The sequence below is a fragment of the Nocardia sp. NPDC004340 genome (assembly GCF_053602575.1).
Genome location: NZ_JBSGDW010000005.1, coordinates 191,063 through 212,624, shown reverse-complemented (window position 1 = coordinate 212,624; position 21,562 = coordinate 191,063). Strand labels below are relative to the sequence as shown.

Genomic DNA, 21,562 nt, shown 5'->3' with positions numbered 1-21,562 from the left:
GTCAGGCGCGCTCGCGGTTGAGGTAGTTGTAGACGGTGAAGCGGGTGACGCCCAGCGCCGCCGCCACGGTCTCCGCGGACTTGCGGAAGGTGAACGCGCCGCGCTCCTCAAGCAATCGCACGGCACGCTGCTTCTCGGCGCGCGGCAGCCCGGCGAGCGGGCCGCCCAATTCACCGGCCACCTCGTCGAGCAGCCGTTCCAGGCCGCCCAGGGTGTCGGCCTCCGGCTGACCGAAACGCACGCAGGCCAGCGTCTCGCCCTGCCAGACCAGCGGGACGTCGTCGGCGGCGGCCTCACCGGCGGACACCAGACGGCCGCCGGTCTTCTCCAGCAGGGGCGCGAGGGTCACCAGGACCGGGTGCGACGCGTCCACGGGCGAATGTTCAGTCATCCTGCTCGACCTGCATGGTCACCCGGGTGGCGCCGTGCGCGAAGGCGGTCACCATGATCTCGCCCAGCACCGGCAGCAGCCGCTCGTCCGACCCGGCCACCGAGGTGCCGAGCGGACCGAAATCGCATTCCAGACCGGCCGATTCGGCGAGCTCGAGCGCCGCCAGGGCATGCGGCGGGGCCTCCCCTTCGCCGTGGAACGGTTCGGTCGTGAACTCCGCGCGTAGCCGCATGCGCCCCAGGCTACTATTCCGGCATTCGGAAAAACTAAGGAGGACCGGGGTGCCCGCAGCGAAGCAGCCGAAGGGCAGTTCCGGGGGTGTGCAATCCATCGAGCGCGCGTTCGGGCTGCTGGAACTCATGGCCGACGAGGGCGGCATGATGGGCCTGTCCCAGCTGGCCACCGAATCCGGGCTGCCGCTGCCCACCATCCACCGCCTGGTCCGCACCCTGGTCGATCTGGGCTACCTGCACCAGGAGCCGTCCCGCAAATACGTGCTCGGACCCAAGCTGATCAAACTCGGCGAGAGCTCCTCCCAGATGCTGTCCGTCCTCGCGCGCCCGCACCTGGCGCGGCTGGTCGACGAGCTCGGCGAATCCGCGAACATGGCCATGCTCGACGGCGACCAGATCGTCTATGTGGCACAGGTACAGTCGCGCCACTCCATGCGCATGTTCACCGAGGTGGGCCGCCGCGTCCTCCCCCATTGCACTGCGGTCGGCAAGGCGATCCTGGCCGGATCCCCGCCGGACCTGACCCGGGAGTTGTTGCGGCGCACCGGAATGCCCCGCTACACCGACACCACCATCACCGACCCGGAGGAGTTCGCCCGCCAGCTCGACCAGGCCGCCCGAACCGGCTACGCCATGGACGAGGGCGAGCAGGAACTGGGAGTGCGGTGCGTGGCGGTCGCCGTCCCGAAAGCCCCCGCCCGACTCGCCATTTCGGTATCGGGCCCCGTCGGCCGAATGACCGAAGAACTCGTCGAGCGCGCCGCGCCGCTGCTGGCGGAGGTCGCCGCCGCCCTGTCGGACGATCTCCAGTAAGCGCGACGCCGCCGGCCAACCACCCCGGGCAGTGCGAGCTGCGCGCAACTATCCAGCGGCCCATCCGCATTCGCCGAATCCGCGTGGGCCGGACCGGCGGCCGCGCAGACCGCGACCAGTGCCGATCCATCCCGCAGCAGGCTCCGGGCAATCTTCCCCCGCAACGGATCCTCATTCGCTCGTCACGCAGGTGATTCAGACCAACGAATTCAGGACCGTACTAGCCGGTTCGGTGCGGGCGCGTTATTGCACGGTGAATGTCGCGAATCCGGGGGTGTAGGTGCCGCCGGGCGCGAGCATCAGGGCCACCCGGCCGGGGCCGGTGTCGATCGTTGCGGCCGACGGGATTCCGTTCAGGCCGTCGGACAGCATCGCCACCCCGGTCGCCCCCGTCGACAGGTTGATCCAGTTGACCGGCGTGGACACGAAGCAGCCCCAGCCACCGGACTTGGCGCCGGTGACCACCACGGCCCCGGGCTGTCCGCCGAGCACCGCCGCGCAGCGGGCGGGGAAGGCGTCGAAACTGCCGTTCGGGTTTCCGTAGGGCGCGGCGTCGATCTGGAAGGGAATGGTGACGGTGTCGGCCGCGGCCGTCCCGATGGCCGCCAATCCACAGGCGGCGAGCACCGTTCCGGCAACGGCCGACCGACGAGCGAATTTCATATCCGAATCTCCTACGCAGTAATCGACGACGTTCTGACCAGGCGAATTCGAATTCGATTCTGCCATGCCCATTCCCGGATTGCCGGGTTCACCCCGAAGCCCGCTGGCATATCTTCAGCAAATTGGGGCAGAGACATATCCGAACCGGCTCCGGCTTCGAATCCTGATGCGACAGACATCGATGCATCGGAATGAGGTTTCTTATGGGCCTTCATCAGGCCAAAAGTCCGGTTCGTCCGGCATTTCGGCGCGCGGCCGCCTATGCCGTCGCCGGAGCACTTCCCCTGTCCCTGTCCCTGCTGAGTACCGCACCCGCTCTCGCCGAAGAGCCGGCCCCGGCCGTCCAACCCGTCACCCCCATCCCGGATTCGTCGATCCGGATCGGCACCATGAAGCTCGACCAGCCCTTCTTCCTCACGCCCGAGCAGACCCAGCAGATCAACGACACCTCGGCGAGCGCGGAATCGGTGCTGACGCAAGCCCTGGAAGCGGCCGGAGTCGACCATGCCCGGGCCACGCACACGGCGAAGACCGTGATCACCGACTCCCTCATCGGCGCGAGCGTCGGCGCCACCGCCGTGAGCCCGATCGCCGCGACCGGCGCGCTCATCGGGGTGGTCGCGGGTCTGGTCGCCGGCTTGCCGTTCGCACCGATCGGTCTGGTGATCGTTCCGGTGTTCGGCGCGGCGGTCGGCTACGCCATGGTCGCCGCACCGTTCGCGGCGCTGGGCGCAGGGGTCGGCGCCGCGGTCGGAGCGGCGGAGGGCCTGCTCACCGCACCTCCGGCGGCACCGGCGAGCTGAATGCGGCCGCGGTGCCGTCGATTCCGGCGGCACCGCCCGGCTGAAGCTCGGAACAGCCGGATCCTATTGAGACGCTACAAGTTCCAGAAGCGCGTACAGCTCACGCCACTGCCGGTCGTCCAGCACGGCCAGAGCGGGGACCGAGCCGAAGACCTCCTCGTCGAGCTGTGCGCGCCGCGTCTCCCCCGCGAGGGTCGGCGTGTGCTGCCGCTGGTCCGGGTGCCCGTGGGCGGCCAACTGAGCGCGCGACCGGGAACACCCTTCGGTTTCCTCGAAACGGTGTGATCAGCGGATAGGCTGGCGGAGATCACCCGGGGCTCGACGCAGGTCGGCCGAGAGGAGTTCACGATGAGCGCCGAGGAAGCCGCCACCGTACCGGCCTGGGCCGGCGACCTGACGGGCATCGTCGGGCAGCACCTGATCTACACGTACGAGAACGGCTGGAAGTACGAGCTGTACGTCCGTAATCCCCAGACCGTCGCGTTCCGGTGCCTGATGGGTCCGATGTTCGGTCGCTGGTCCACCAAACAGGCGGCGAAGATCGTCCAGCTCGGCGACGACCTGTTCAAACTCGCCTGGGTGGAACCGACCGGTACGGTCACCGTGGTCATCGCCTGGCTCACCGAGCGCCGGGTCCACACCACCATCTGCTACCCGCAGTGGATGCTCGACTACCCCGAATTCACCCTGGGCCGCTACGAGGACAACATCCCGGAGATCACCGCCGCCCGTAACCGCGGGCCCGCCTACCCCCAGACCATGGTCGCGGCCACCGGGCACATCACGTTTCTGGAGGCCCGCAGCCCCGATGACGACACCGTCATCGACCGTCCCCCGGGCAGACTCCCCCACGATTACGCCAACCGCTCCAACTGACTTCGGCCACACCGATGAATTCCGCGCGCTGATCCCGTCCTCACTGTCAGCACGCAATCTGTGAGCCGGTCAGGAGGACCTCCGTGAGCACCCAGCCCTTGCCACCGATCGTCGACGCCGCCACCTGGCGGAAAGAACTCGAAGCCCTGCGCATCCGCGAGAAGGCCGCCACCCGTGAGCTGGACGCCATCGCCGCCCAGCGCCGCCACCTCCCCATGGTCGAACTCCCGACCTACACCCTCGAAGGCGAGGACGGCCCGATCACCCTCGCCGAGATCTTCGACGGCAGATCCCAGCTGATCGTGTACAACCACATGTGGTTCGAGGGCAAGGAATGGCACTGCCCCGGCTGCACCGGATTCACCGCCCAGTTCACCCGCTTCAACTTCCTCGACAACTACGACGCCCGCTTCGTCATCATCACCCAGGGCCCGATCGACGAGGCGCTCGCCTACAAGCGCCGGGTCGGCAACCAGATGCCTTGGTACTCAACGGCGAACAGCACCTTCGGCAGCGACGTCGACGCACCGCCCGGCGGCGGCTTCGGCGTGAATGTCTTTCTGCGCGACGGCGATACCGTCTACCGCACCTGGCACACCAATGGCCGCGGGGTGGAACAGATCGCCCACACCTTCCCGCTCATCGACCTGCTCCCCTACGGACGCCGGGAAGAGTGGCAGGACTCGCCGGCCGGGTGGCCGCAGTCCCCGACCTACTCCGGCTGGGTCTCCTCCGAGGACATCGCCGCCGCCTACGGCGACCCGAATCCCTAGGACTCCGCCGCGGCCGTGATCGAATGTGGTCATGTTGTTCCGGCAGCTCGAGTACTTCGTCGCCCTCGCCCGGGAGCGTCATTTCGCGCGAGCCGCCGCCGCCTGCTACGTGTCGCAACCGGCATTGTCGGAGGCGATCCGCAAGCTCGAGCATGAGCTGAAGGTGCCGCTGGTCAAGCGGGCGCGCACCTTCGAGGGGCTCACTCCCGAAGGGGAGCGGCTGGTGCTGTGGGCCCGCCGGATCCTGGCCGATCGCGATGCGCTGCAGCAGGAGGTCGTGGCCCTGCAGACCGGTCTGACCGGTGAGCTGCGGCTGGGGGTGATTCCCGCGGCCGCGGCCACCGTCGCCCGGCTCACCGAGCCGTTCTGCGCGGACAACCCGCTGGTGCGGGTGCGGGTGGACACCGGCTTGGAGTCGGCCGACATCGTCGACCGGCTGCGGCGCTTCGAACTCGATGCGGGACTGGTCTATCCCGACGGCCGGGATTCGCCGGACGTGACCGTGACGCCGTTGTACTCCGAGGACCATGTCGTGCTCGCCGCGGAGGGACTGCTGACCGGTGCGACCGCGTCGGTCGACTGGGCCGAGGTGGTGGAACTGCCGCTGTGCCTGCTGCGTCCGGGGATGCGCGGGCGCGAGCTGATCGACGACGCGCTGGCCGGTCACGGGCTCACGGCCGACCCGCGACTGGAGACCGATTCGGTGGCGACCCTGTTCGGTCAGGTCGCCACCGGACGCTGGGCCACGATCGTGCCCGAGTCCTGGCTGCGCGCGACGCGGCCACCGGCGGGTGCGCGGGTACTGCGGCCGCGCGATCCGGTGACCGCGACCATCGCGCTGGTCACCTTGGCGACCGAGCCGGTGCCGCTGATCATCCGCGCCTTCACCGAAACCTCGCGACTCGTCCGTCTAGACGCCGGACCAGGCCTCGACCTCGGTTGATCGGCCGCACCTATCAGCCGGTAGCAGCCACGTCTTGGACGCCGGACCCCTCCGCGCCGAACACTTGATCTCTACATCCGCCGGACTCGATCGCCGCGGGTACCGAGCGAGAGGCGGAGTGGGAACGTGCGTGCGGTGCTGGCGGTCCGCGAGGCGGCAACGGGGTTCTTCACCGTCGGGCCCTCCGCCGACCACACCCGGCACGCGCTGCGCGTCGCGACGGGACTGGTGATCCCCGGGTCGGTGCTGCTGGTCCTGGGCCGGACCGACTTGCTGATCTTCGCCATGTTCGGCTCGTTCGTCGGCATGTACGGACGCGGCAGTTCGCGGCGCGAGCGGGGGCGGCATCAGCGGTCGGCGGCCCTGCTCATCGGCGGCGGTGTCGGGATCGGCGTGCTGCTGGCGGCGACCGGTGTCGCGCCGGTCGTGCTGGTGGTGGTCGAGAGCGGATTCGCGGCCGCGGCCTCGCTGCTGGCCGATCGCCGCGGGATCCGGCCCGCGGGCCCGTTCTACGCGATCTTCGCGCTCGGGGCGGTCTCATTGACACCGGCGGGTCTGGCGAAACCCCTTCCGGCGCTTGTGGTGTTCACGGTGACCGCGGTGCTGTGCATGGTGCTCGCCGTCCTCGACAGCGAAACCGTCGACGCGGCAACCGCATCCGTACGGCCGGGTGCGCATTTCGGTGCACGGCACGCGACGCGCTACGCCGTCGCGGTCTCCGGCGCCGGTCTGGCGGGTCTGGGATTGGGTGTGGGCCATGCGAATTGGGCCATGGCGTCCGCCGCGGTCCCGCTGGCGGCCCTCGACGCCGGCGCTCACCTCTCGCGGGGGCTGCACCGGGTCGCGGGGACCTTCCTGGGGCTCGGGTTGTCGGCGGTCCTGCTGATCCCCGGCCCGCGCCCGGTGGTCACCGGCGCCCTGGTGCTGGCGCTGCTGTTCCCGACCGAGCTGTACATGGCCCGCAACTACGCGCTGGCGCTCGGATTCTTCACACCGCTGATCATGTTGATGACCAGTCTGTCGGTCGTGACCAGTCCGGAGCGGCTGCTGATCGATCGCGGCGTGGACACGGTTCTGGGTGTTGCTGTCGGTGTGCTGGTGGCCGTCGGCCCTGAACATCTACGCTGGCTATCACCGACTGGATCCGCACCACACCGACCGCAGGCACGTTGTCGAAGGGATCTGTGATGGCCATCGATCACACCAACCGGACCGAGTCCGACGGCGGGCCGAGTTTCCACCCGTACGACCATCCCGCTGCCGGCTGGGGTGCCGCCAAGTCCGTCACCGAGTTCATGATCGGCCAGGAGCGCGAGCCGATCCTGGGCACGCGCGCGATCCTGAAGATGAATCACGAGAACGACGGTTTCGACTGTCCGGGCTGCGCCTGGCCGGATTCCATCAAGGGCATTCATCTCGACATCTGCGAGAACGGGATCAAGCACGTCACCTGGGAGATGACCCACAAGCGGGTCGACCGGGACTTCTTCGCCGCCCACACCGTGACCGAGCTGTCCGGCTGGAGCGACCACGACCTGGAGAACCAGGGCCGCCTCACCGAGCCCATGACCTACGACCCGGAAACCGACCGCTATGTCCCGATCGGGTGGGAGGAGGCGTTCGAGCTGGTCGGACGCACCCTGCGCGAGCTGGACGACCCGAACCGGGCCGCGTTCTACACCTCCGGCCGCCTCGGCAACGAGGCCACCTTCCTGTACCAGCTGATGGCCCGCGAGCTGGGCACCAACAATTTGCCGGACTGCTCGAACATGTGCCATGAGGCAAGCGGCCGCGCCCTGCAGGCCGCGCTCGGCACCGGCAAGGGCACCTGCGACCTGGCGGACTGGGAGACCACCGACGCCCTGTTCATCATGGGCGTCAACGCGGCCTCCAACGCCCCGCGCATGCTCACCGCGCTCGCCGAGGCCGATCGTCGTGGCGCCCAGATCGTGCACATCAATCCGCTGATCGAGGCCGGTTCGCGGCGCACCATCATCCCGCACGAGTTCCTGCACATGGCGACCTTCCATGCCACTCCCACCGGCACCCTGAATCTGCAGACCCGCATCGGCGGCGACTTCGCGGTGATCCGCGGTATCGCCAAAGCTGTTCTGGAACAGTCGAAGACCGATCCGAAGGCGCTGGATCATCGGTTCATCGAATGCCACACCACCGGATTCGAGGCCTATCGCGCCAAGGTGGAAGCCACCCCGTGGGCCGAGATCGAGGAGCAGTCGGCGCTCACCGAGGCCGAATTGCGCCGTGCCGCAAAGATTTACCGGGAGGCGGACCGCTCGATCATCAGCTGGTGCCTGGGTGTGACACAGCACGAGCACGGCGTCGATACCATCCGCGAGATCGTGAATCTCCTACTGCTGCGCGGCAATCTGGGCCGCGAGGGCGCGGGCCCGTCCCCGGTCCGCGGGCACAGCAATGTCCAGGGCAACCGGACCTGCGGCATCGACCATCGTCCGAAACCGGAGTTCCTGGATCGCCTGGCGGAGGTGTGCGGCATCGATCCGCCCCGCGCGCACGGCCTCGACACCGTCGGCACCATCGAGGCGATGCAGGCGGGCAAGGTCACCGTATTCGTCGGCATGGGCGGCAATTTCGCCCTGGCCGCCCCCGACACCGCCTACACCTCCGAGGCGCTGCGCCGCTGCTCCCTGACCGTCCAGGTCAGCACCAAACTCAACCGCAGCCACCTGGTCCACGGCGCCCGCGCCGTCATCCTCCCCTGCCTGGGCCGTACCGAACGCGACGAACAGCGCGCCGGCCTGCAGCAGACCTCCGTCGAGGACGCCATGGCCATGGTCCACCTGTCCAAGGGCATGAAGAAGCCCGCCTCCCCGCACCTGCTCTCCGAGCCCGCCATCATCGCCGGTGTAGCGAAAGCCGCTCTCCCCCGGACGAATACCCCCTGGGACCACTACGTCGACGACTACGACCGCATCCGCGACACCATGGCCGAGGTCATCGACGGCTTCGAGGACTTCAACCGCCGAGTCCGCCTCCCCCTCGGCTTCCGCATCAAACAACCCGCCCGAGAATTGGTCTTCCTCACCCCCTCCGGCCGAGCCGAATTCTCCACCGCCGACCTCCCCGACCTCACCCCCGCCCCCGGCACCCTCACCCTCGCCACCATGCGCTCCCACGACCAGTGGAACACCACCATCTACTCCCACGACGACCGCTACCGAGGCATCAAGAACCTCCGCACCTTGGTCCTCATGAACCCTGACGACATGCGCGACCGCAACCTGAAGCTGTTCGACGAAGTCGACATCACCAGCATCGCCCGCAATGGCACCACCCGAACAGTCCACCGCTACAAGGCAATCCCCTACGACATCCCCCGCGGCTGCGCCGCCGGCTACATGCCCGAACTCAACGTCCTCTGCGCCATCGGCGACTACAGCACCCAAAGCGACCAGCCGATCATGAAGAACGTAAACGTCACCATCGAACGCTCCGGCTGACAGCCCGCCCGCGAGGAAATCGCCCTGGCCTAGTCCACCCCCACCGCTTTCACCTGGTCGGCAAGGTCAGCGAAATCAACTGCGCGCGAGGTATCCACCACGACGACGGGCGACAGCCCGAGCGGCGCCGCATCCGCCACCCAGTCGTCCCAATCCTCGACCAACCGCTGCCGATCCCGATGAATGGGGTCACGCCGCCGCGCCACATACCGCGCCCTCGCAACCTCCGCCGAAACATCACACCCCCAACGAACTCCGCCAACGCCTCCTTGACGACGTCCTTGGACAAGAACAACGCTTCCAGTTCCTCGGCCAACCCGCGCCCCAAACTCGTCTTCCCCGCACCCGGAAGCCCATTGACCAGCACCAGAAGTCGGTTCATCCCTCAATAGTCACCTGTCACGATCACTCCAGATCGTCGTCCCACCTGATGATGAAACTCCAGGTCGCGCTGTCCTCGTTGCCTGGGTAGCCATACATTGTTCCAGCATTGAAGCAAGGCACAGGCCGCCACTGGACACAGCGTCCGTCCGGCCTTCGGCGGCCGCGCGGGCATCCGCCACCGACTCGTATTTGCCGATCTCGTACATTTCGCCGCCGCAGCCGTAGAAGGCGCAAGGGTGATACTCGAACAAGGTCTGCTGATTCACGGCAACCACTTCCGGCCGCATCGGGCCGGAAGTGGTCATCGGGTCATGCGGCGTCGAGGGCCGCGGTGATCTTGCGGGCCATGGCGGTCACCGCCGGGCTGGGATCGCCCTTGGCCTGGGCGGTGGCCTCGACCGCGACCAGCACGGTGTCGCGGAAGTTGGCCGCCTCGGCCGGGTCCTGCGCGCCGAGCAGGGTGATCGCCGCGGTCAGCGCGGGCAGTACCTGATCGGCCAGCTCGGCGACGTTCTTGCCGTCCAACTGGATGTCACGTGCCCGGGTGGAGAGCACGTGTCCGACCACGCCGGTCGCCGAGGTGAGGGCGATGGAGCCCTGGCTGCTGCCCTTGTGCGGCGCCCCGGCGGCGGACAACAGGGCGAGCGCGCCGAAGGCGGCGGTGCGGATGGTGCTCTTGTCCTGGTCGGTCAGGGTGATGGACATGTCGTGTTCTCCTTCGAATCTCTGGTGATCCCAACCGGTTCGGTCCCGGTCGTTTTGTTCGATGGACACACTGTGGCCGCGCAGACTGACAGCGACCTGACGGCAACCTGACACGTCTACTGACATGGAGGGATGTTGTCCGGTCGTGAACGACTCGCTGCGTGAAAATGACCGAAAGCTCACCGAGGGCGCGGTTTCCCCACGTCGCCACGACGCCTGTGAAGACCTGGTTTCAGATAGCGGTATACCGCTGCTGGGCATGACAGGGTGGCGGCATACGCCGCTGACCCAGGAGCCTTCGATGACACCGATCATGAGCAAATCCGCTGCCGCAGCACTTGTTACGGCGGCCCGCATCCGCGGCGGGCACAGCTGGGCCGAGCTGGCGGCGGCGATCGACGCCCCGCTCGTCTGGGCCACGGCGGCGCTGCTCGGGCGGCACGCGCTCAGCGCCCAGCAGGCCGAGATCATCTGCGAATTGCTCGCGCTGGACGACTCGGTGGCCGAGGCGCTGCGCCAACAGCCCACGCGCACAGCCGATCCCGCGATCATGTCGGACCCCACGGTTTACCGGTTCGTCGAGGCCATCAATGTGTACGGCCCCACGCTCAAAGAGCTGATCCACGAGGAATTCGGCGACGGCATCATGAGCGCGATCAACTTCCAGATGGACATCAGCCGGCGTCCGGATCCTGACGGTGACCGGGTCGTGGTCACCTTCGACGGGAAGTTCCTCGACTATCGCTGGTGACGCGGGCGGACCACGGCGCCTGACCAGACGAGTTCGACACCACCACAAAGGATCTCGATGACCCGCACCCTGTTCCGCGTGTTGTCCGCGCTACTGCTCGCGGTGACCACCATCGTCGGCCTCACCGCGTGCATCTCCACCCCCGACGACACAGGCGGTAGTCCGAATACCGTCCGGATCGGCACGTTGCGAGGGCAACCCCATTTGTACGCACCGTATTTCATGCAGCGTTTCGCACCTTCGGCGACCAATTACGAGATCGTCTTGTTCGCGAGTTCCCCGGATATCAAGAACGCACTGGCCTCGGGCGCCATCGACTTCGGCGTGCTCGGAGCCCCCTCGATCCTGGCGGGCGTGGCAGCCGACCAGGACGTGCGAATCATCGCCTCGGCCGCCGACGGCGGGTCCGGATTCGTCGGTCGTCCCGACCTTCGCACACCGAATGATCTGCGCGGCAAGAAGGTCGGATACCCAGCCGGTTCGTCGCAGGAGATCCTGCTCAAACTCACCCTGCGCGCCAACGGGATGGATCCGGCCAAGGATGTCGACCTGGTGAACCTGCCGTATTCGGATATGGCCAACGCCTACCGATCCGGGCAGATCGACGCATTCCTGAGCGCGGAGACCGCCCCCTCGATCGCCAAACAGGCAGGGGCCCACCAGATCACCTCGCCGTACGAAACCCCGATCGGCGGCGTGAACATCGTCTTCGCCACCCGGGGTCGATTGATCGAGCAGGATCGGCCACGGGTCCAGGAGACAGTCCAAGCCTTCACCCGGTCGATCGATTACATGAAGTCCGACCGGGCCGCGTGGGCGGAAGGCCTGGTCTCCACCTTCGGCCTGGACCGCACCATCACCGATACGGCGATCGAGAACGTCACGCTGCGTTGGGCACTCGACGATCCGTATCGGCAGCGCGTGAAGACGCTGGCCGAACAGATGGTGGCCTTCGACCAGCTACCCAAGGCGCCCGACATGGGCAAGGTTTTCGATACCGGCTTCCTCGACTCCCTCGCGGCACCGCGATGACCGCGACCCGGACCCCCGCGCCGGCCGCCGAAGTTTCCCCGGGGCCGGTCCAGGCGGCGCGACGCCGCGTGGGCGCGCGCGTACTGACAACACTGTGGGCATTGCCGGTGCCGATCCTGCTGATCCTGTTGTGGGACCGTGGTGTCAACGGCGGCTGGACGCTGCCGTTCGGCATCCAGATGCGGTTCGTGCCGACGCCGTACGAGGTCGCGCGGCGGTTGGCCGACCTCGCGTTCGGCGGCGTCATCGGCGACTCCTACAGCGGCACACTGTGGCGGCACCTGTACGCCAGCACGGTGCGCGTCGTGCAGGGCTTCGGCTTCGCGGCGGCCGTGGCCATTCCACTGGGCATCGTGATGGGGCGGTCCCGCATCGCCTACCGGATGCTCGAACCGACCATCAATCTGGTCCGTCCGATCCCGGTGACCGCTTGGGCCCCGCTGGCGCTGCTGATCATCGGATTCGGTGATCGCTCGACGATATTCCTGGTGTTCCTGGCGGCTGTCTTCTCGATTCTGCTCAACACCATCGCCGGAGTGCAGGCCGTGCCGGCCCGGCTGTTCGAAGCCGCCGCGATGCTGGGTACGCCACCCGCGCAGACCCTCTACAAGGTGGTGCTGCCCGCCTCGATCCCGAATATCGTCGCGGGCTTGCGCATCGCGCTCGGGCTGTCCTGGGTGATCCTCGTCGTCGGTGAAACCGTCGGTATCCGAGTCGGTTTGGGTGCGCTCATCACCCAGGCGCGCGAACAGTCGCGCACCGATCTGATCGTCGCGGTGATGATCGTCATCGGCCTCGCCGGATTCCTCGCCGACCGCATCCTGCTGCTGGCCGTCCGCGCGGCGGCCGGACGGCGACCGCTCCTGCCCACGACAAGGTGACCGCGATGAAGATCTACTCGACCCGCCGCCGTCCGCACGCGCCGGCCCGGATCGTCATGGACGGCATCGGCAAGCGGTATCCCGACGCCGGCGGATTCGCCGTCCAGGGCGTCGACCTCGACATCGCCCCGGGGGAATTCGTGTGCGTCGTCGGCGCCAGCGGCTGCGGCAAATCGACCCTGCTGCGCATTCTCGCGGGCTTCGAATCCCCCTCCGCGGGCCGGATCACCGTGGGCGACGAACCGATCCTCGGACCCGGACCCGATCGGGGCGTGGTGTTCCAGGACTACGGACTGTTCCCGTGGCTCACCGTCGCCGAGAACATCGCCTACGGCCCGAAGCAGGCCCGTGTGCTGCGTGCCGAGGTCCGCGAGATCACCGATCGCTGTATGGACACAGTCGGTCTGGCTCGGGTGCGAAAGTCGTTCCCGCACCAGCTGTCCGGTGGCATGCAGCAACGCGTGGCCATTGCCCGGGCCCTGGCGAACCGTCCCGCGGTCCTGCTCATGGACGAACCCTTCGGCGCGCTCGACGCCCTGACCCGATCGGTGCTGCAGACCGAACTCAAACGCATCCACCATGAGACCGGTGTGACCGTCGTGTTCATCACCCACAGCATCGACGAAGCCGTCTACCTGGCGGATCGGGTAGTCGTGATGGCAGGCGGCTCCGCACACGGCAGCAGCGGGCACCTGCGCGAGACCGTCACCATCGATCTTCCCGTCGAACGAGACCCGACCACCGCGGTGTTCAACGATTACAAACGACGCATCGACGCTCTCGTCCACGAGCGCGACGTCGATGCGCATCCGGGTGCACGGTAGCCGCCCACACTGTCCGGATGCGTCCGGCTAGGCTTCCCCGCTGACCAGCCGCATCGAATTGCGCTGCGGCGGACGCTGGCGGGTGCGGGTGGCGCTGATCGGATCTATGGCGGGCATGGACCACTGCTGGGACAGGGCGATGCTGGGTTCCCGTCCGGAAGCGACGTGGCGGTAGGCGATTTCGGCGGCGGCGGTCGGATCATGTTCCGCGATGGCGTTGTAGAGGAGTTCGTGTTCCTCGCACTGGGCGCCGGGGTCACGCTCCTTGGTCAGGTGGAAGAGCCACTGGACGCGAGATTCCAAGGGGCGCAACAGGGATTGCAGGAGCGGGTTGCCGGAGATCTCGACGATCATGGCGTGGAAGCCGGCATTGGCGGCGGCGATCGCGGGCTGCTCGCCGCGGGCGGTCGCCTCGCGGGCCGCGGTCAGTTGGTCGCGGAGGGCGGCGAGGTCGGCGTCGGTGGCGCGCTCGGCGGCGAGCCGGGCCGCCAGGACTTCGAGGCTCTCGCGAACATCGAACAGGTCGCGGACGTCGGCGACGGTGAACGGGGCGACGATCGCGCCCTGACGCGGCACGATCACCACCAGCCCTTCGCGTTCCAGCATCTGCAACGCCTCGCGTAATGGGATGCGCGAGATCGCCAGCTCCGCGGCCAGGTCTCGTTCGACGAGCCGCTGGCCGGGGTTCATTCGCAGATCGATGATCCGGTCCCGCAGTTCCTCGTAGGCCTGATCCCGCAGCGATTTCTTCGTCGGCTCCTGCGCCACGACACCGCCCTTTCGCTCCCGCACGTCTCCAACGGTAGCCGCCCGCGAAGTGGGTCACGATTTCTTACGTTTCGGTAATCCGCACGTCACATGGGGAAAGCACCCTCATCATCTAATGGTATACCGCTAAGTCGGCGGATCGTTCGAGCAAGGAGTCTCCTCGTGCACAAGTCCACTCGACGCGCGATCGCGTTCGGCTCGGCCGCACTCGCCGCCGCCGCTGTCCTGTCGGCCTGCGGCTCCGCCGACACCGCCGGCTCCGGCGGCAAATTGAAGGTCGGGGTGTTCTTCCCCGGCTCGCTGTCGGACACCGGCTTCATGCAGTCGGGCTATCTGGGCTACCAGCGGATCGCAAGCGCTCTGGGCGACAAGGTCGAACTGAGCAAGGTCGAGCAGGTCGCGGCCGCGGACTATCAGCAGGCGCTGGTGCGCTTCGCCTCGTCGAACGATCTCGTGATCTCGCTCGGCGGGCAGACCGACGCCGACGTGCGCAAGGTGGCCCCGCAGTTCCCGAACGTGAAGTTCGTCGAGATCGGCGGTCCCGCCGACGCCAAGCCGCTGTCCAACCTCGCGTACTACGACCCGCAGCAGGCCGAGGCCGAATTCCTCAGCGGCGCGGTGTCGGCGGCGGGTTCGAAGACCGGCGCGGTCGCCTTCGTCGGCGGCGTCGAACTCCCGGCGATCGTCAATGCCGCGACCGCGTACGGCAATGGCGCACGCTTCACCAAGCCCGACATCAAGGTGCTGACCCCGCAGTACGTCGGCGATTTCAATGATCCGGCCAAGGCGAAACAGGCCGCACTGGCCGATTACGGCGCCGGCGCGGGTGCGCTCGGACAGATCGTCAACCTGGGCAAAGCGGGTATGGAACAGGCGGCGGCCCAGTCGAATACGGCGATGATCGGGGGCCCGATCCCCGGCGACTGCACCAACCCCGCCTACCTCGGCTACGTGCACACCGACATCGGCGCCGAGGTCGAATACGCCGTCAATGCCGCCGTGAACGGGACCTGGAAGGCCGAGAACGTGAAGTTCGGGCTCACCTCCCCCAACCACGGCACGGATTTCAAGCTGTGCGACCAGAGCGCCGCCGACGCGCTGGCCAAGGCCAAGACGGCGCTGTCGACCGGCGCGGTCAAGCCGTACTGAGATGAGCGCTCCGGCATTGGCCCTGCAGGGCCTCGGTAAGAGTTTCGGCGCGGTCCGGGCGCTGCACGGGGTCGATGTCACCGTCGAGAAGGGCACCGTGCATTGCGTTCTCGGCGAGAACGGCGCGGGCAAGTCGACGCTGTGCAATCTGGTGTTCGGCGGCTATCGCCCCGATACCGGTCGCATGTCGCTCGGCGGCAACCCTTTTCGACCCGACTCGCCTGCCGCCGCCATGGCCGCGGGGGTAGCGATGGTGCACCAGCACTTCAGCCTGGTGACCACGATGACCGTCGGGGAGAACCTCACCCTCACCCAGAGCGGATGGCGGATGCGCCGCGCGGATCTCACCGCGCGGCTGGACGACATCGCCGCGCGCTACCGCCTGCGCGTCGATCCCGATCAGCGGGTCGCCACCATGCCGGTGGGCGCGCGGCAGAAGGTGGAGATCGTCAAAGCGCTGCTGCGCGATCCGTCGCTCATCCTGCTCGACGAGCCGACCGGGGTGCTGGATCCGGCCGAGATCGACGCCTTGATCGACACCTGTCGCGCGATCGCCGCCGACGGCAAGGCGGTCGTGCTGGTGACCCACAAGCTCGGCGAGGTCGCCCGGGTCGCCGATGCCGCGACGGTATTGCGCCACGGCACGGTGGCGGGCGGCGGGCCGATGTCGAACACCTCGGTGTCCGACCTGCTGACGGCGATGGTAGGCCGCAGTCCCGCCGACCTCGACCCGACCGTCGCCGCCACGCTCGGAATCGAGAGCGTTCCAGGTCCTGCTGCCCGACAGGATCATTCGACCGCACTGGAAGCCCGGCCCGCGGTGCTCGACGTGACCGCGCTGACCGTGGCACGCCCCGACGGCCGCACCGCGCTCGTCGACGTCGAGCTGGCGGTGCGGCCCGGCGAGATCGTCGGCATCGCGGGCGTCGAGGGTAATGGCCAGAGCGAACTGGTGAGCGTGCTGTCCGGCGCGACCACGGCGGACAGCGGACGAATCACCCTGGACGGCAAGGACATCACTACCGCCACCCCGGCCCGAAGAACCCGGATCGGACTCGGCGTCGTCCCCGAGGACCGCCACCGCGACGCGATGATCGCCGACATGTCCATCGCCGAAAACCTGTTCCTGGGCAGGCTGGACCGCTTCCGACGCTTCGGCCTGCTCGACAAGCGGGCGATGGGCCGGGCCGCGCAAACCGAACTCGAGCACTTCGATGTGCGGGCCTCGGGGCCGTGGGTGCGGATGGGGTCGCTCTCCGGCGGCAATCAGCAGAAGGTCGTGCTCGCGCGGGAGCTGTCGACGGCGAACCTACGCTGCCTGGTCGCCGCGCAGCCGACGCGGGGGCTCGACATCGGGGCGGTCGATTTCGTGCTGACCCGGCTGCGGCGCGCGGCGGCCGACGGTTGCGGCGTGCTGGTCGTGTCCAGCGAGGTGCCGGAACTGCTGGCGCTGTGCGATCGGGTGTTCGTCGCCTACCGTGGCGCGCTCACCGGGCCGGTATCGACCGCCGATCCCACTGCGGCACAACAGATCAGTGAACTGATGATGGGAGTTGCGCGATGAGCGTCACGGCCTACCGGCCGAATGTCACGGCATACCGGCCGGTCGTGGCCGCCGCCGCGGCCACGGTCGCCGCCGGGCTGATCGGGCTGGCGCTGGCGGCAGCGGCCGGTGCGGCGCCCGCTACCGCCGTACAGGCGTTGTGGGAGGGGATGTTCGGCAGCAACTACGCGATCGGCGCATCGCTGAATGTCGCGGCCACCCTGATGCTGGTCGCGGTCGGTTTCACCATCGCGCATCGGGCGGGCCTGGTGAATGTCGGCGGGGAGGGCCAGATCTGCGCGGGCGGTATCGCCGCCACCGCGATCGGCACCACCCTCACCGGCGCGCCCGCCGCGGTGACGCTGCCCGCGGTGCTGGCGGGCGCGGCGGCCGCTGGGTGGGCGTGGGCGGCCATCGCCGCGTATCTGCGGGTGCGGCGCGGCACCAGCGAGATCATCACCACGCTGCTGCTGAACTTCGTCGGCCTGGCCCTGGTGTTGCTGGTCGTGCACGAGCCCGCGCTGCTGCGCCAGCCGGTCACCTCGTCCGAGACGCTGCCACAATCCGAACCGCTCACGGCCGCAGCGCATCTGCCGTTGCTGGGCATCCAGCGCTCGCCCGCGACCATCGCGCTGTGGATCGCGTTGGCGGCCGCGGTCGGGACCGCGATCATGGTGCGCCACACCGCGGTCGGCACCCGGTTGCGCGCGGTCGGCCGCAACCCCGATGCCGCGGCACGCCTCGGCCTGCCGGTCGACCGGCTGCGTTTCCTCAGCCTGTCGGGGGCGGGGGCGTTCTCGGGCCTGGCGGGCGGGTTGCTGGTCGCGACCGCGCCTTTCGTCCTGGCCGAGGGATTCTCCTCCGGCTACGGGTTCTCGGGACTCGTGGTCGGACTGCTGGCCCGCGGCTCGCTGACCGCCGTCGCCGCGGTGTCGATGCTGCTGGGATTCCTGGTCTCGGGCGGCATCAATCTGCAGTTGGCGGCGAACGTGCCCGCCTCGACGGTCTCGGTCGTGGAGTCGTTGATGATCGTGTTCATCGCGGGCGCGGCCGTCTGGACCACGCGACGGCCGAAGGTCGACACGACCGACCCACAGGAAGCTCCGACCCCGGAGCTGACGGGAGCGATGCGATGAGCCTGGACACGGTCACCGACATCGCCACCAGCGGCATCGGTTTCACGCTCCCCATCCTGGTGGCGGCCAGTGGCGAGCTGGTCAGCGAACGCGCCGGTGTGCTCAATCTGAGTCTCGAGGCGATGATGCTGACCGGCGCGTTCGCCGGCGTCCTCGGCGCGGTCTCCACCGGTTCGCCGGTGCTCGGAACGCTCGCGGCCGTCGCGGCGGCGGCGATTTTCGGTGTGGTGCAAGCGGTGTGGAGTGTCGCGTTGCGGGCCGACCAGATCGTCGTCGGAATCGCGAGCAATGCGCTGGCGCTGGGCGCGACCACCTACGGTGCACGATTGCTGCTCGCCGACGGCAAGGGGCACAGCGCTCCAGGTTTCGACCCGCTGCCCATTCCGCTGCTGCACCGCGTCCCGGTCGTCGGGCCCGCGTTGTTCGGGCAGACCGCGCTCGGCTATCTGTGCATGGCGCTGGTCGCCGTGCTCGCGGTGGTGTTCGCCCGCCGCACCAAGCTCGGTCTGGTGGTCGACGCCATCGGCGAGGATGCCGTGGCGGCGGATCGCACCGGGCTTCCGGTGCGCGCGGTCCGCTATGGCTGCGTCCTGCTGGCCGCGGTGGCCGCCGGTCTGGGCGGCGCGCAGCTCGCGCTGTCGGAGGTGCATTCCTTCAGCGACAACATGACCGGCGGCATCGGCTATCTGGCCGTGGTAGCGGTGATCGCGGGACGGTGGCGGGCGCTCGGAGTGGTCCTGGCCTCGGTGTTCTTCGGCATCGCCCAGGCGCTGCAATTCGCGCTCCCCGCGCTCGGCCTGCACGTGCCGTTCGCACTGCTGGTGATGCTGCCCTATCTGATCGCGATCGTCGCCGTGAGCGGGTTGGTCGGCAACAGCCGCTCCCCACGCGACCTGACCGTCGCCTTCGCCCGAACCTTCTGACCCGCAAACGTTCTCGAGGAGCACCGTTGACTCTGATCCTGTCGCATTCCGATGTGCGCGCCGTGCTCGACCGCGGCGAGGTGCTCGCGGCGGTGGAACGCGCACACGCCGACCTCGCCCGCGGCACCGCGGTAGTCCCCGCCCCACCCGCCATGTCCTTGGGCCGGGCCGCCTTCATCCCGATGGCCGCCGCCGCCGAATCCGCGAACGCGGCCGCCGTGAAACTGCTGGCCGATCTGCCGGACAACCGGGCCCGCGGGCTTCCGGTGCAGCGCTCGGTGATCGTGGTGACCTCGGCCGAGCACGGCGGCTGCGAGGCCCTCATCGACGGCCGGCTGGTCACCGCCGTACGCACCGCGGCCGCCACCGCGGTCGCGACGAAATACCTGGCCCGCCAGGCCAGTTCGACCCTCGGCCTGATCGGCGCGGGCAACCTGGCCGTCGAGCACACCCGCGCGATCGCCCGCGTCCGCAACCTCGACACCGTCTACGTCTGGTCCCGCACCGCCGCCACCGTCAGCGAATTCCGCACCGCCGTAGCCGATCTCGACCTCACCATCGAGACCCTCGACTCCCCCGAGGCAGTCACCAGGGCCGTGGATATCCTCTGCACCCTGACCCCGTCCCGCGACCCGATCGTGCACGGCGCGTGGTTCACCCCCGGCCTCCACGTCAACGCGGTAGGCGCGCCGCCACGCAACGACCACCGCGAGATCGACGGCGAGGCCATGCGCCGCTCCCGCGTCATAGTCGACTCGATCGCCACCACCCTCACCAAATCCGGCGACACCCTCCTCGCCATCGCCGAGGGCGCGATCCCCGACTCCGCGGTCACCACCGAACTCGGCGACGTCATCACCGGAACCTCCCCCGGCCGCACCGCCGACACCGACATCACCCTCTACAACTCCGTCGGCATCGGCCTCCAGGACCTGGCCACCGCCCGCCTGCTCATCGACAAGGCCCGAGCCAACGGCATCGGCACCGAAGTCGACCTCAGCGCCTGACCGTTTTCGCTCAGGCGGTGGATCGCGTTCGGGGGAAGGACGGGGGGAAGAGGTCGTCGGGGTCGCGTCGCAGATAGTCCCTGTCGGAGTATGCCTGGCGCATGCGGTCGAACAGGGATTGGGCGCGGCGGGCCATGGCGGGCAGGTCGATGCCGGGCACGTCGCCGTCTCGCATGACGATGCGCCCGGCGATCATCGAGAAGGTCGCCGCGCGGGCCGTGCTGTTCATGCAGATGGTGCGGATCGGATCGTCGAGGACGCCGTCACGGATATCGCCGAGCCGGAAGGCGACCAGATCAGCGGTGGCGCCCGCCGCGATTCGACCGAGGTCGGGGCGTCCGAGGGCCGCAGCCCCGCCCAGCGTCGCGGCGGTCAGATAGTCGCCGTAGCCGGCCGCGTCGAGGCGGTGCGCGGCGACCTTGGCGATATTGACTCCGGTGTCGATACCCCGGATCAGATCGGGCGGAAAGGAGTCGGTGCCGAGCGCGAGACCGACTCCGGCCGCCCGATAGCGCTCGAAACTGTCCAGGGCCGCGCCGTAGCGGGCCGAGGTGAGCGGGCAGTGCACGATGGTGACGCCCGCGGCGGCCAGCGTCGCGACGTCGACATCGGTGCCGACACCGACGAGCGGATGCGAGTCGACGTAGATCCCGTGCGGCAGCAGCAGTTTCGGGCCGAGCAGACCTGTGCGCTCCAAGACCCGCAGCGGCGGCGCACCGAACTTCTCCAGCACGAGACTGCGTTCGGTGAGCCCCTGCAGCGCATGCAGTCGGACCAGCACCCCGGCTTCGGCAGCCAGCTTCGCGGTCCGCCGCAGCAGATCTTCGCTGAGTGTCTCTATGCGGCAGGGCAATAGGACGCTGTGAACGAGATCGGAGGTGTTGTTCCGGGCCCACGCCAGGAACCGCTCGGCCCCGTCGAATCCTTCGAGACCCAGCGCCTCGTTCCAATACAGCGAGCGAGTGCCGTCGTCATCCACCACGTTCACTCCGGACCGGTAGCTCGGCCCGAGGTAGACCCGCAGTCCGAGCCGCTCGGCGGTCTCGGCCATGGCCACCGCGTCCTCGAACGTCTCCGCCCAGTCGCTGTGCACCTCCGAGGCGATGGGCATGGCGGTGGTCACGCCGTGCAGCAGCAGTTGGACGAACCCGAATTCGCGGATGAAAGCCCGTTCCGCACTGTCGAATACGGCTCGCCGTCGCTGTTCGGCGTAGTCGCGGGACCATTGCAGACCCAGCCCGAGTTCGGGTGGCTGCCAGGAGTCGATCAGGGCGTGGTCGATATCGGTCAGCGCGTCGAGATCGATGAATCCCGGCGTCAACAGGGCCTCGCCCAGGTCGACCACCTCGTCCACCGCCGCCGCGCCGTGCGGCCCGACGGCGAGGATGCGCGTCCCGTCGACCACGACCTCCGCATGGTCCAGCAGCACATGCCCGTCCCCCGAATAGGCGAGCACATGCGCTGCCCGGATGGCGCGACGCACGC

Annotated in this window: 25 protein-coding genes and 1 pseudogene; 16 read left to right on the top strand and 10 right to left on the bottom strand. The window is 68.5% G+C overall.

Annotated elements, in window-relative coordinates:
* Position 1: 1 nt before the first annotated feature.
* Together ACWEOI_RS22035 and ACWEOI_RS22030 are read right to left on the bottom strand one after the other, a co-directional pair.
* Positions 2-391, bottom strand: coding sequence for a helix-turn-helix domain-containing protein (locus tag ACWEOI_RS22035; protein ID WP_433667381.1), 390 nt, complete (start codon positions 389-391; stop codon positions 2-4).
* Positions 384-623 carry a thiamine-binding protein gene (locus ACWEOI_RS22030; RefSeq protein WP_213559929.1) on the bottom strand — a complete coding sequence of 80 codons (240 nt, stop codon included), beginning with the start codon at positions 621-623 and terminating at the stop codon, positions 384-386. The genes ACWEOI_RS22035 and ACWEOI_RS22030 overlap by 8 nt, the downstream gene beginning before the upstream one ends.
* Before the next feature lie 49 nt (positions 624-672).
* On the opposite strand from ACWEOI_RS22030, the gene ACWEOI_RS22025 reads away from it, so the two are divergent.
* On the top strand, positions 673-1,437 hold the full coding sequence (locus tag ACWEOI_RS22025) for an IclR family transcriptional regulator domain-containing protein (protein ID WP_433667383.1): 765 nt from the start codon (positions 673-675) through the stop codon (positions 1,435-1,437).
* 243 nt (positions 1,438-1,680) lie between these two features.
* Here ACWEOI_RS22025 and ACWEOI_RS22020 read toward each other — a convergent pair whose 3' ends face one another.
* On the bottom strand, positions 1,681-2,100 hold the full coding sequence (locus ACWEOI_RS22020; RefSeq protein ID WP_433667385.1) for a hypothetical protein: 420 nt from the start codon (positions 2,098-2,100) through the stop codon (positions 1,681-1,683).
* Between the two features lie 203 nt (positions 2,101-2,303).
* Between ACWEOI_RS22020 and ACWEOI_RS22015 the strand changes: the two genes are divergently transcribed.
* Positions 2,304-2,903 carry a hypothetical protein gene (locus ACWEOI_RS22015; RefSeq protein ID WP_452360804.1) on the top strand — a complete coding sequence of 200 codons (600 nt, stop codon included), beginning with the start codon at positions 2,304-2,306 and terminating at the stop codon, positions 2,901-2,903.
* A 63-nt stretch (positions 2,904-2,966) separates the two neighbouring features.
* Here ACWEOI_RS22015 and ACWEOI_RS22010 read toward each other — a convergent pair whose 3' ends face one another.
* On the bottom strand, positions 2,967-3,140 hold the full coding sequence (locus tag ACWEOI_RS22010) for a hypothetical protein (RefSeq protein WP_433667389.1): 174 nt from the start codon (positions 3,138-3,140) through the stop codon (positions 2,967-2,969).
* A 111-nt stretch (positions 3,141-3,251) separates the two neighbouring features.
* Here ACWEOI_RS22010 and ACWEOI_RS22005 point away from each other — a divergent pair, with 111 nt between their 5' ends.
* From ACWEOI_RS22005 to ACWEOI_RS21985, 5 genes are all read left to right on the top strand, one after another.
* Positions 3,252-3,779: a phenolic acid decarboxylase gene (locus ACWEOI_RS22005; protein WP_452360803.1), complete on the top strand. Its 528-nt coding sequence runs from the start codon at positions 3,252-3,254 to the stop codon at positions 3,777-3,779.
* Between the two features lie 83 nt (positions 3,780-3,862).
* A complete protein-coding gene (locus tag ACWEOI_RS22000) occupies positions 3,863-4,552 on the top strand; it encodes a DUF899 domain-containing protein (RefSeq protein ID WP_452360802.1) in 690 nt (229 codons plus the stop codon).
* 31 nt (positions 4,553-4,583) lie between these two features.
* The gene (locus ACWEOI_RS21995; protein WP_452360801.1) at positions 4,584-5,495 is read left to right on the top strand and encodes a LysR family transcriptional regulator; all 912 of its coding nucleotides are present in this window, start codon (positions 4,584-4,586) and stop codon (positions 5,493-5,495) included.
* A gap of 126 nt (positions 5,496-5,621) precedes the next feature.
* On the top strand, positions 5,622-6,683 hold the full coding sequence (locus ACWEOI_RS21990; RefSeq protein ID WP_452360800.1) for an FUSC family protein: 1,062 nt from the start codon (positions 5,622-5,624) through the stop codon (positions 6,681-6,683).
* Positions 6,683-8,974, top strand: coding sequence for an FdhF/YdeP family oxidoreductase (locus ACWEOI_RS21985; protein ID WP_452360799.1), 2,292 nt, complete (start codon positions 6,683-6,685; stop codon positions 8,972-8,974). The genes ACWEOI_RS21990 and ACWEOI_RS21985 overlap by 1 nt, the downstream gene beginning before the upstream one ends.
* Positions 8,975-9,003: 29 nt before the next feature.
* Here the strand turns inward: ACWEOI_RS21985 and ACWEOI_RS21980 are convergent, their stop codons facing one another.
* The 4 genes and pseudogenes from ACWEOI_RS21980 to ACWEOI_RS21965 form a co-directional block, all read right to left on the bottom strand.
* Positions 9,004-9,138 (bottom strand): hypothetical protein, encoded by a 135-nt coding sequence (locus ACWEOI_RS21980; RefSeq protein ID WP_452361073.1) that lies wholly within the window; start codon positions 9,136-9,138, stop codon positions 9,004-9,006.
* Between the two features lie 101 nt (positions 9,139-9,239).
* Positions 9,240-9,356: pseudogene (locus ACWEOI_RS21975) on the bottom strand (AAA family ATPase); the annotation flags it as partial.
* Between the two features lie 10 nt (positions 9,357-9,366).
* Positions 9,367-9,663 carry a hypothetical protein gene (locus ACWEOI_RS21970; RefSeq protein ID WP_452360798.1) on the bottom strand — a complete coding sequence of 99 codons (297 nt, stop codon included), beginning with the start codon at positions 9,661-9,663 and terminating at the stop codon, positions 9,367-9,369.
* A 4-nt stretch (positions 9,664-9,667) separates the two neighbouring features.
* Complete coding sequence (locus ACWEOI_RS21965; RefSeq protein ID WP_452360797.1) at positions 9,668-10,063, bottom strand: hypothetical protein; 396 nt, start codon at positions 10,061-10,063, stop codon at positions 9,668-9,670.
* Between the two features lie 301 nt (positions 10,064-10,364).
* Between ACWEOI_RS21965 and cynS the strand changes: the two genes are divergently transcribed.
* The 4 genes from cynS to ACWEOI_RS21945 are packed head-to-tail and all read left to right on the top strand — an operon-like array spanning position 10,365 to position 13,551.
* Positions 10,365-10,814, top strand: a complete 450-nt coding sequence (gene cynS, locus ACWEOI_RS21960; RefSeq protein ID WP_452361060.1) for a cyanase — start codon at positions 10,365-10,367, stop codon at positions 10,812-10,814.
* 57 nt (positions 10,815-10,871) lie between these two features.
* Complete coding sequence (locus tag ACWEOI_RS21955) at positions 10,872-11,846, top strand: ABC transporter substrate-binding protein (protein WP_433667405.1); 975 nt, start codon at positions 10,872-10,874, stop codon at positions 11,844-11,846.
* On the top strand, positions 11,843-12,727 hold the full coding sequence (locus ACWEOI_RS21950) for an ABC transporter permease (protein WP_452360796.1): 885 nt from the start codon (positions 11,843-11,845) through the stop codon (positions 12,725-12,727). Before ACWEOI_RS21955 ends, ACWEOI_RS21950 begins: the two co-directional genes overlap by 4 nt.
* 5 nt (positions 12,728-12,732) lie before the next feature.
* Positions 12,733-13,551 carry an ABC transporter ATP-binding protein gene (locus ACWEOI_RS21945; RefSeq protein WP_452360795.1) on the top strand — a complete coding sequence of 273 codons (819 nt, stop codon included), beginning with the start codon at positions 12,733-12,735 and terminating at the stop codon, positions 13,549-13,551.
* A gap of 27 nt (positions 13,552-13,578) precedes the next feature.
* Here ACWEOI_RS21945 and ACWEOI_RS21940 read toward each other — a convergent pair whose 3' ends face one another.
* Entirely contained in the window at positions 13,579-14,343 is a 765-nt protein-coding gene (locus tag ACWEOI_RS21940; protein ID WP_452360794.1) for a GntR family transcriptional regulator, read from the bottom strand.
* Between the two features lie 138 nt (positions 14,344-14,481).
* Here ACWEOI_RS21940 and ACWEOI_RS21935 point away from each other — a divergent pair, with 138 nt between their 5' ends.
* Genes ACWEOI_RS21935 through ACWEOI_RS21915 form a run of 5 tightly spaced genes read left to right on the top strand, consistent with a single transcriptional unit; the run spans position 14,482 to position 20,077 of the window.
* Positions 14,482-15,468, top strand: a complete 987-nt coding sequence (locus ACWEOI_RS21935) for a BMP family protein (RefSeq protein WP_452360793.1) — start codon at positions 14,482-14,484, stop codon at positions 15,466-15,468.
* A 1-nt stretch (position 15,469) separates the two neighbouring features.
* A complete protein-coding gene (locus ACWEOI_RS21930; protein WP_452360792.1) occupies positions 15,470-17,032 on the top strand; it encodes an ABC transporter ATP-binding protein in 1,563 nt (520 codons plus the stop codon).
* Complete coding sequence (locus ACWEOI_RS21925) at positions 17,029-18,147, top strand: ABC transporter permease subunit (protein ID WP_433667415.1); 1,119 nt, start codon at positions 17,029-17,031, stop codon at positions 18,145-18,147. Before ACWEOI_RS21930 ends, ACWEOI_RS21925 begins: the two co-directional genes overlap by 4 nt.
* Positions 18,144-19,070 carry an ABC transporter permease subunit gene (locus tag ACWEOI_RS21920; RefSeq protein WP_433667417.1) on the top strand — a complete coding sequence of 309 codons (927 nt, stop codon included), beginning with the start codon at positions 18,144-18,146 and terminating at the stop codon, positions 19,068-19,070. Before ACWEOI_RS21925 ends, ACWEOI_RS21920 begins: the two co-directional genes overlap by 4 nt.
* A 26-nt stretch (positions 19,071-19,096) precedes the next feature.
* Positions 19,097-20,077 (top strand): ornithine cyclodeaminase family protein, encoded by a 981-nt coding sequence (locus ACWEOI_RS21915; protein ID WP_452360791.1) that lies wholly within the window; start codon positions 19,097-19,099, stop codon positions 20,075-20,077.
* A gap of 10 nt (positions 20,078-20,087) precedes the next feature.
* Here ACWEOI_RS21915 and ACWEOI_RS21910 read toward each other — a convergent pair whose 3' ends face one another.
* Entirely contained in the window at positions 20,088-21,560 is a 1,473-nt protein-coding gene (locus tag ACWEOI_RS21910; RefSeq protein WP_452360790.1) for a chlorohydrolase family protein, read from the bottom strand.
* Positions 21,561-21,562 lie beyond the last annotated feature (2 nt).

Excerpts from the sequence above, each read along its gene's own strand:
- ACWEOI_RS22035 (WP_433667381.1), bottom strand. The coding sequence starts at position 391 with ATGACTGAACATTCGCCCGTGGACGCGTCGCACCCGGTCCTGGTGACC.
- ACWEOI_RS22030 (WP_213559929.1), bottom strand. The coding sequence starts at position 623 with ATGCGGCTACGCGCGGAGTTCACGACCGAACCGTTCCACGGCGAAGGG.
- ACWEOI_RS22020 (WP_433667385.1), bottom strand. The coding sequence starts at position 2,100 with ATGAAATTCGCTCGTCGGTCGGCCGTTGCCGGAACGGTGCTCGCCGCC.
- ACWEOI_RS22015 (WP_452360804.1), top strand. The coding sequence starts at position 2,304 with ATGGGCCTTCATCAGGCCAAAAGTCCGGTTCGTCCGGCATTTCGGCGC.
- ACWEOI_RS22005 (WP_452360803.1), top strand. The coding sequence starts at position 3,252 with ATGAGCGCCGAGGAAGCCGCCACCGTACCGGCCTGGGCCGGCGACCTG.
- ACWEOI_RS21995 (WP_452360801.1), top strand. The coding sequence starts at position 4,584 with ATGTTGTTCCGGCAGCTCGAGTACTTCGTCGCCCTCGCCCGGGAGCGT.
- ACWEOI_RS21985 (WP_452360799.1), top strand. The coding sequence starts at position 6,683 with ATGGCCATCGATCACACCAACCGGACCGAGTCCGACGGCGGGCCGAGT.
- ACWEOI_RS21970 (WP_452360798.1), bottom strand. The coding sequence starts at position 9,663 with ATGACCACTTCCGGCCCGATGCGGCCGGAAGTGGTTGCCGTGAATCAG.
- ACWEOI_RS21965 (WP_452360797.1), bottom strand. The coding sequence starts at position 10,063 with ATGTCCATCACCCTGACCGACCAGGACAAGAGCACCATCCGCACCGCC.
- cynS (WP_452361060.1), top strand. The coding sequence starts at position 10,365 with ATGACACCGATCATGAGCAAATCCGCTGCCGCAGCACTTGTTACGGCG.
- ACWEOI_RS21955 (WP_433667405.1), top strand. The coding sequence starts at position 10,872 with ATGACCCGCACCCTGTTCCGCGTGTTGTCCGCGCTACTGCTCGCGGTG.
- ACWEOI_RS21950 (WP_452360796.1), top strand. The coding sequence starts at position 11,843 with ATGACCGCGACCCGGACCCCCGCGCCGGCCGCCGAAGTTTCCCCGGGG.
- ACWEOI_RS21945 (WP_452360795.1), top strand. The coding sequence starts at position 12,733 with ATGAAGATCTACTCGACCCGCCGCCGTCCGCACGCGCCGGCCCGGATC.
- ACWEOI_RS21930 (WP_452360792.1), top strand. The coding sequence starts at position 15,470 with ATGAGCGCTCCGGCATTGGCCCTGCAGGGCCTCGGTAAGAGTTTCGGC.
- ACWEOI_RS21925 (WP_433667415.1), top strand. The coding sequence starts at position 17,029 with ATGAGCGTCACGGCCTACCGGCCGAATGTCACGGCATACCGGCCGGTC.
- ACWEOI_RS21920 (WP_433667417.1), top strand. The coding sequence starts at position 18,144 with ATGAGCCTGGACACGGTCACCGACATCGCCACCAGCGGCATCGGTTTC.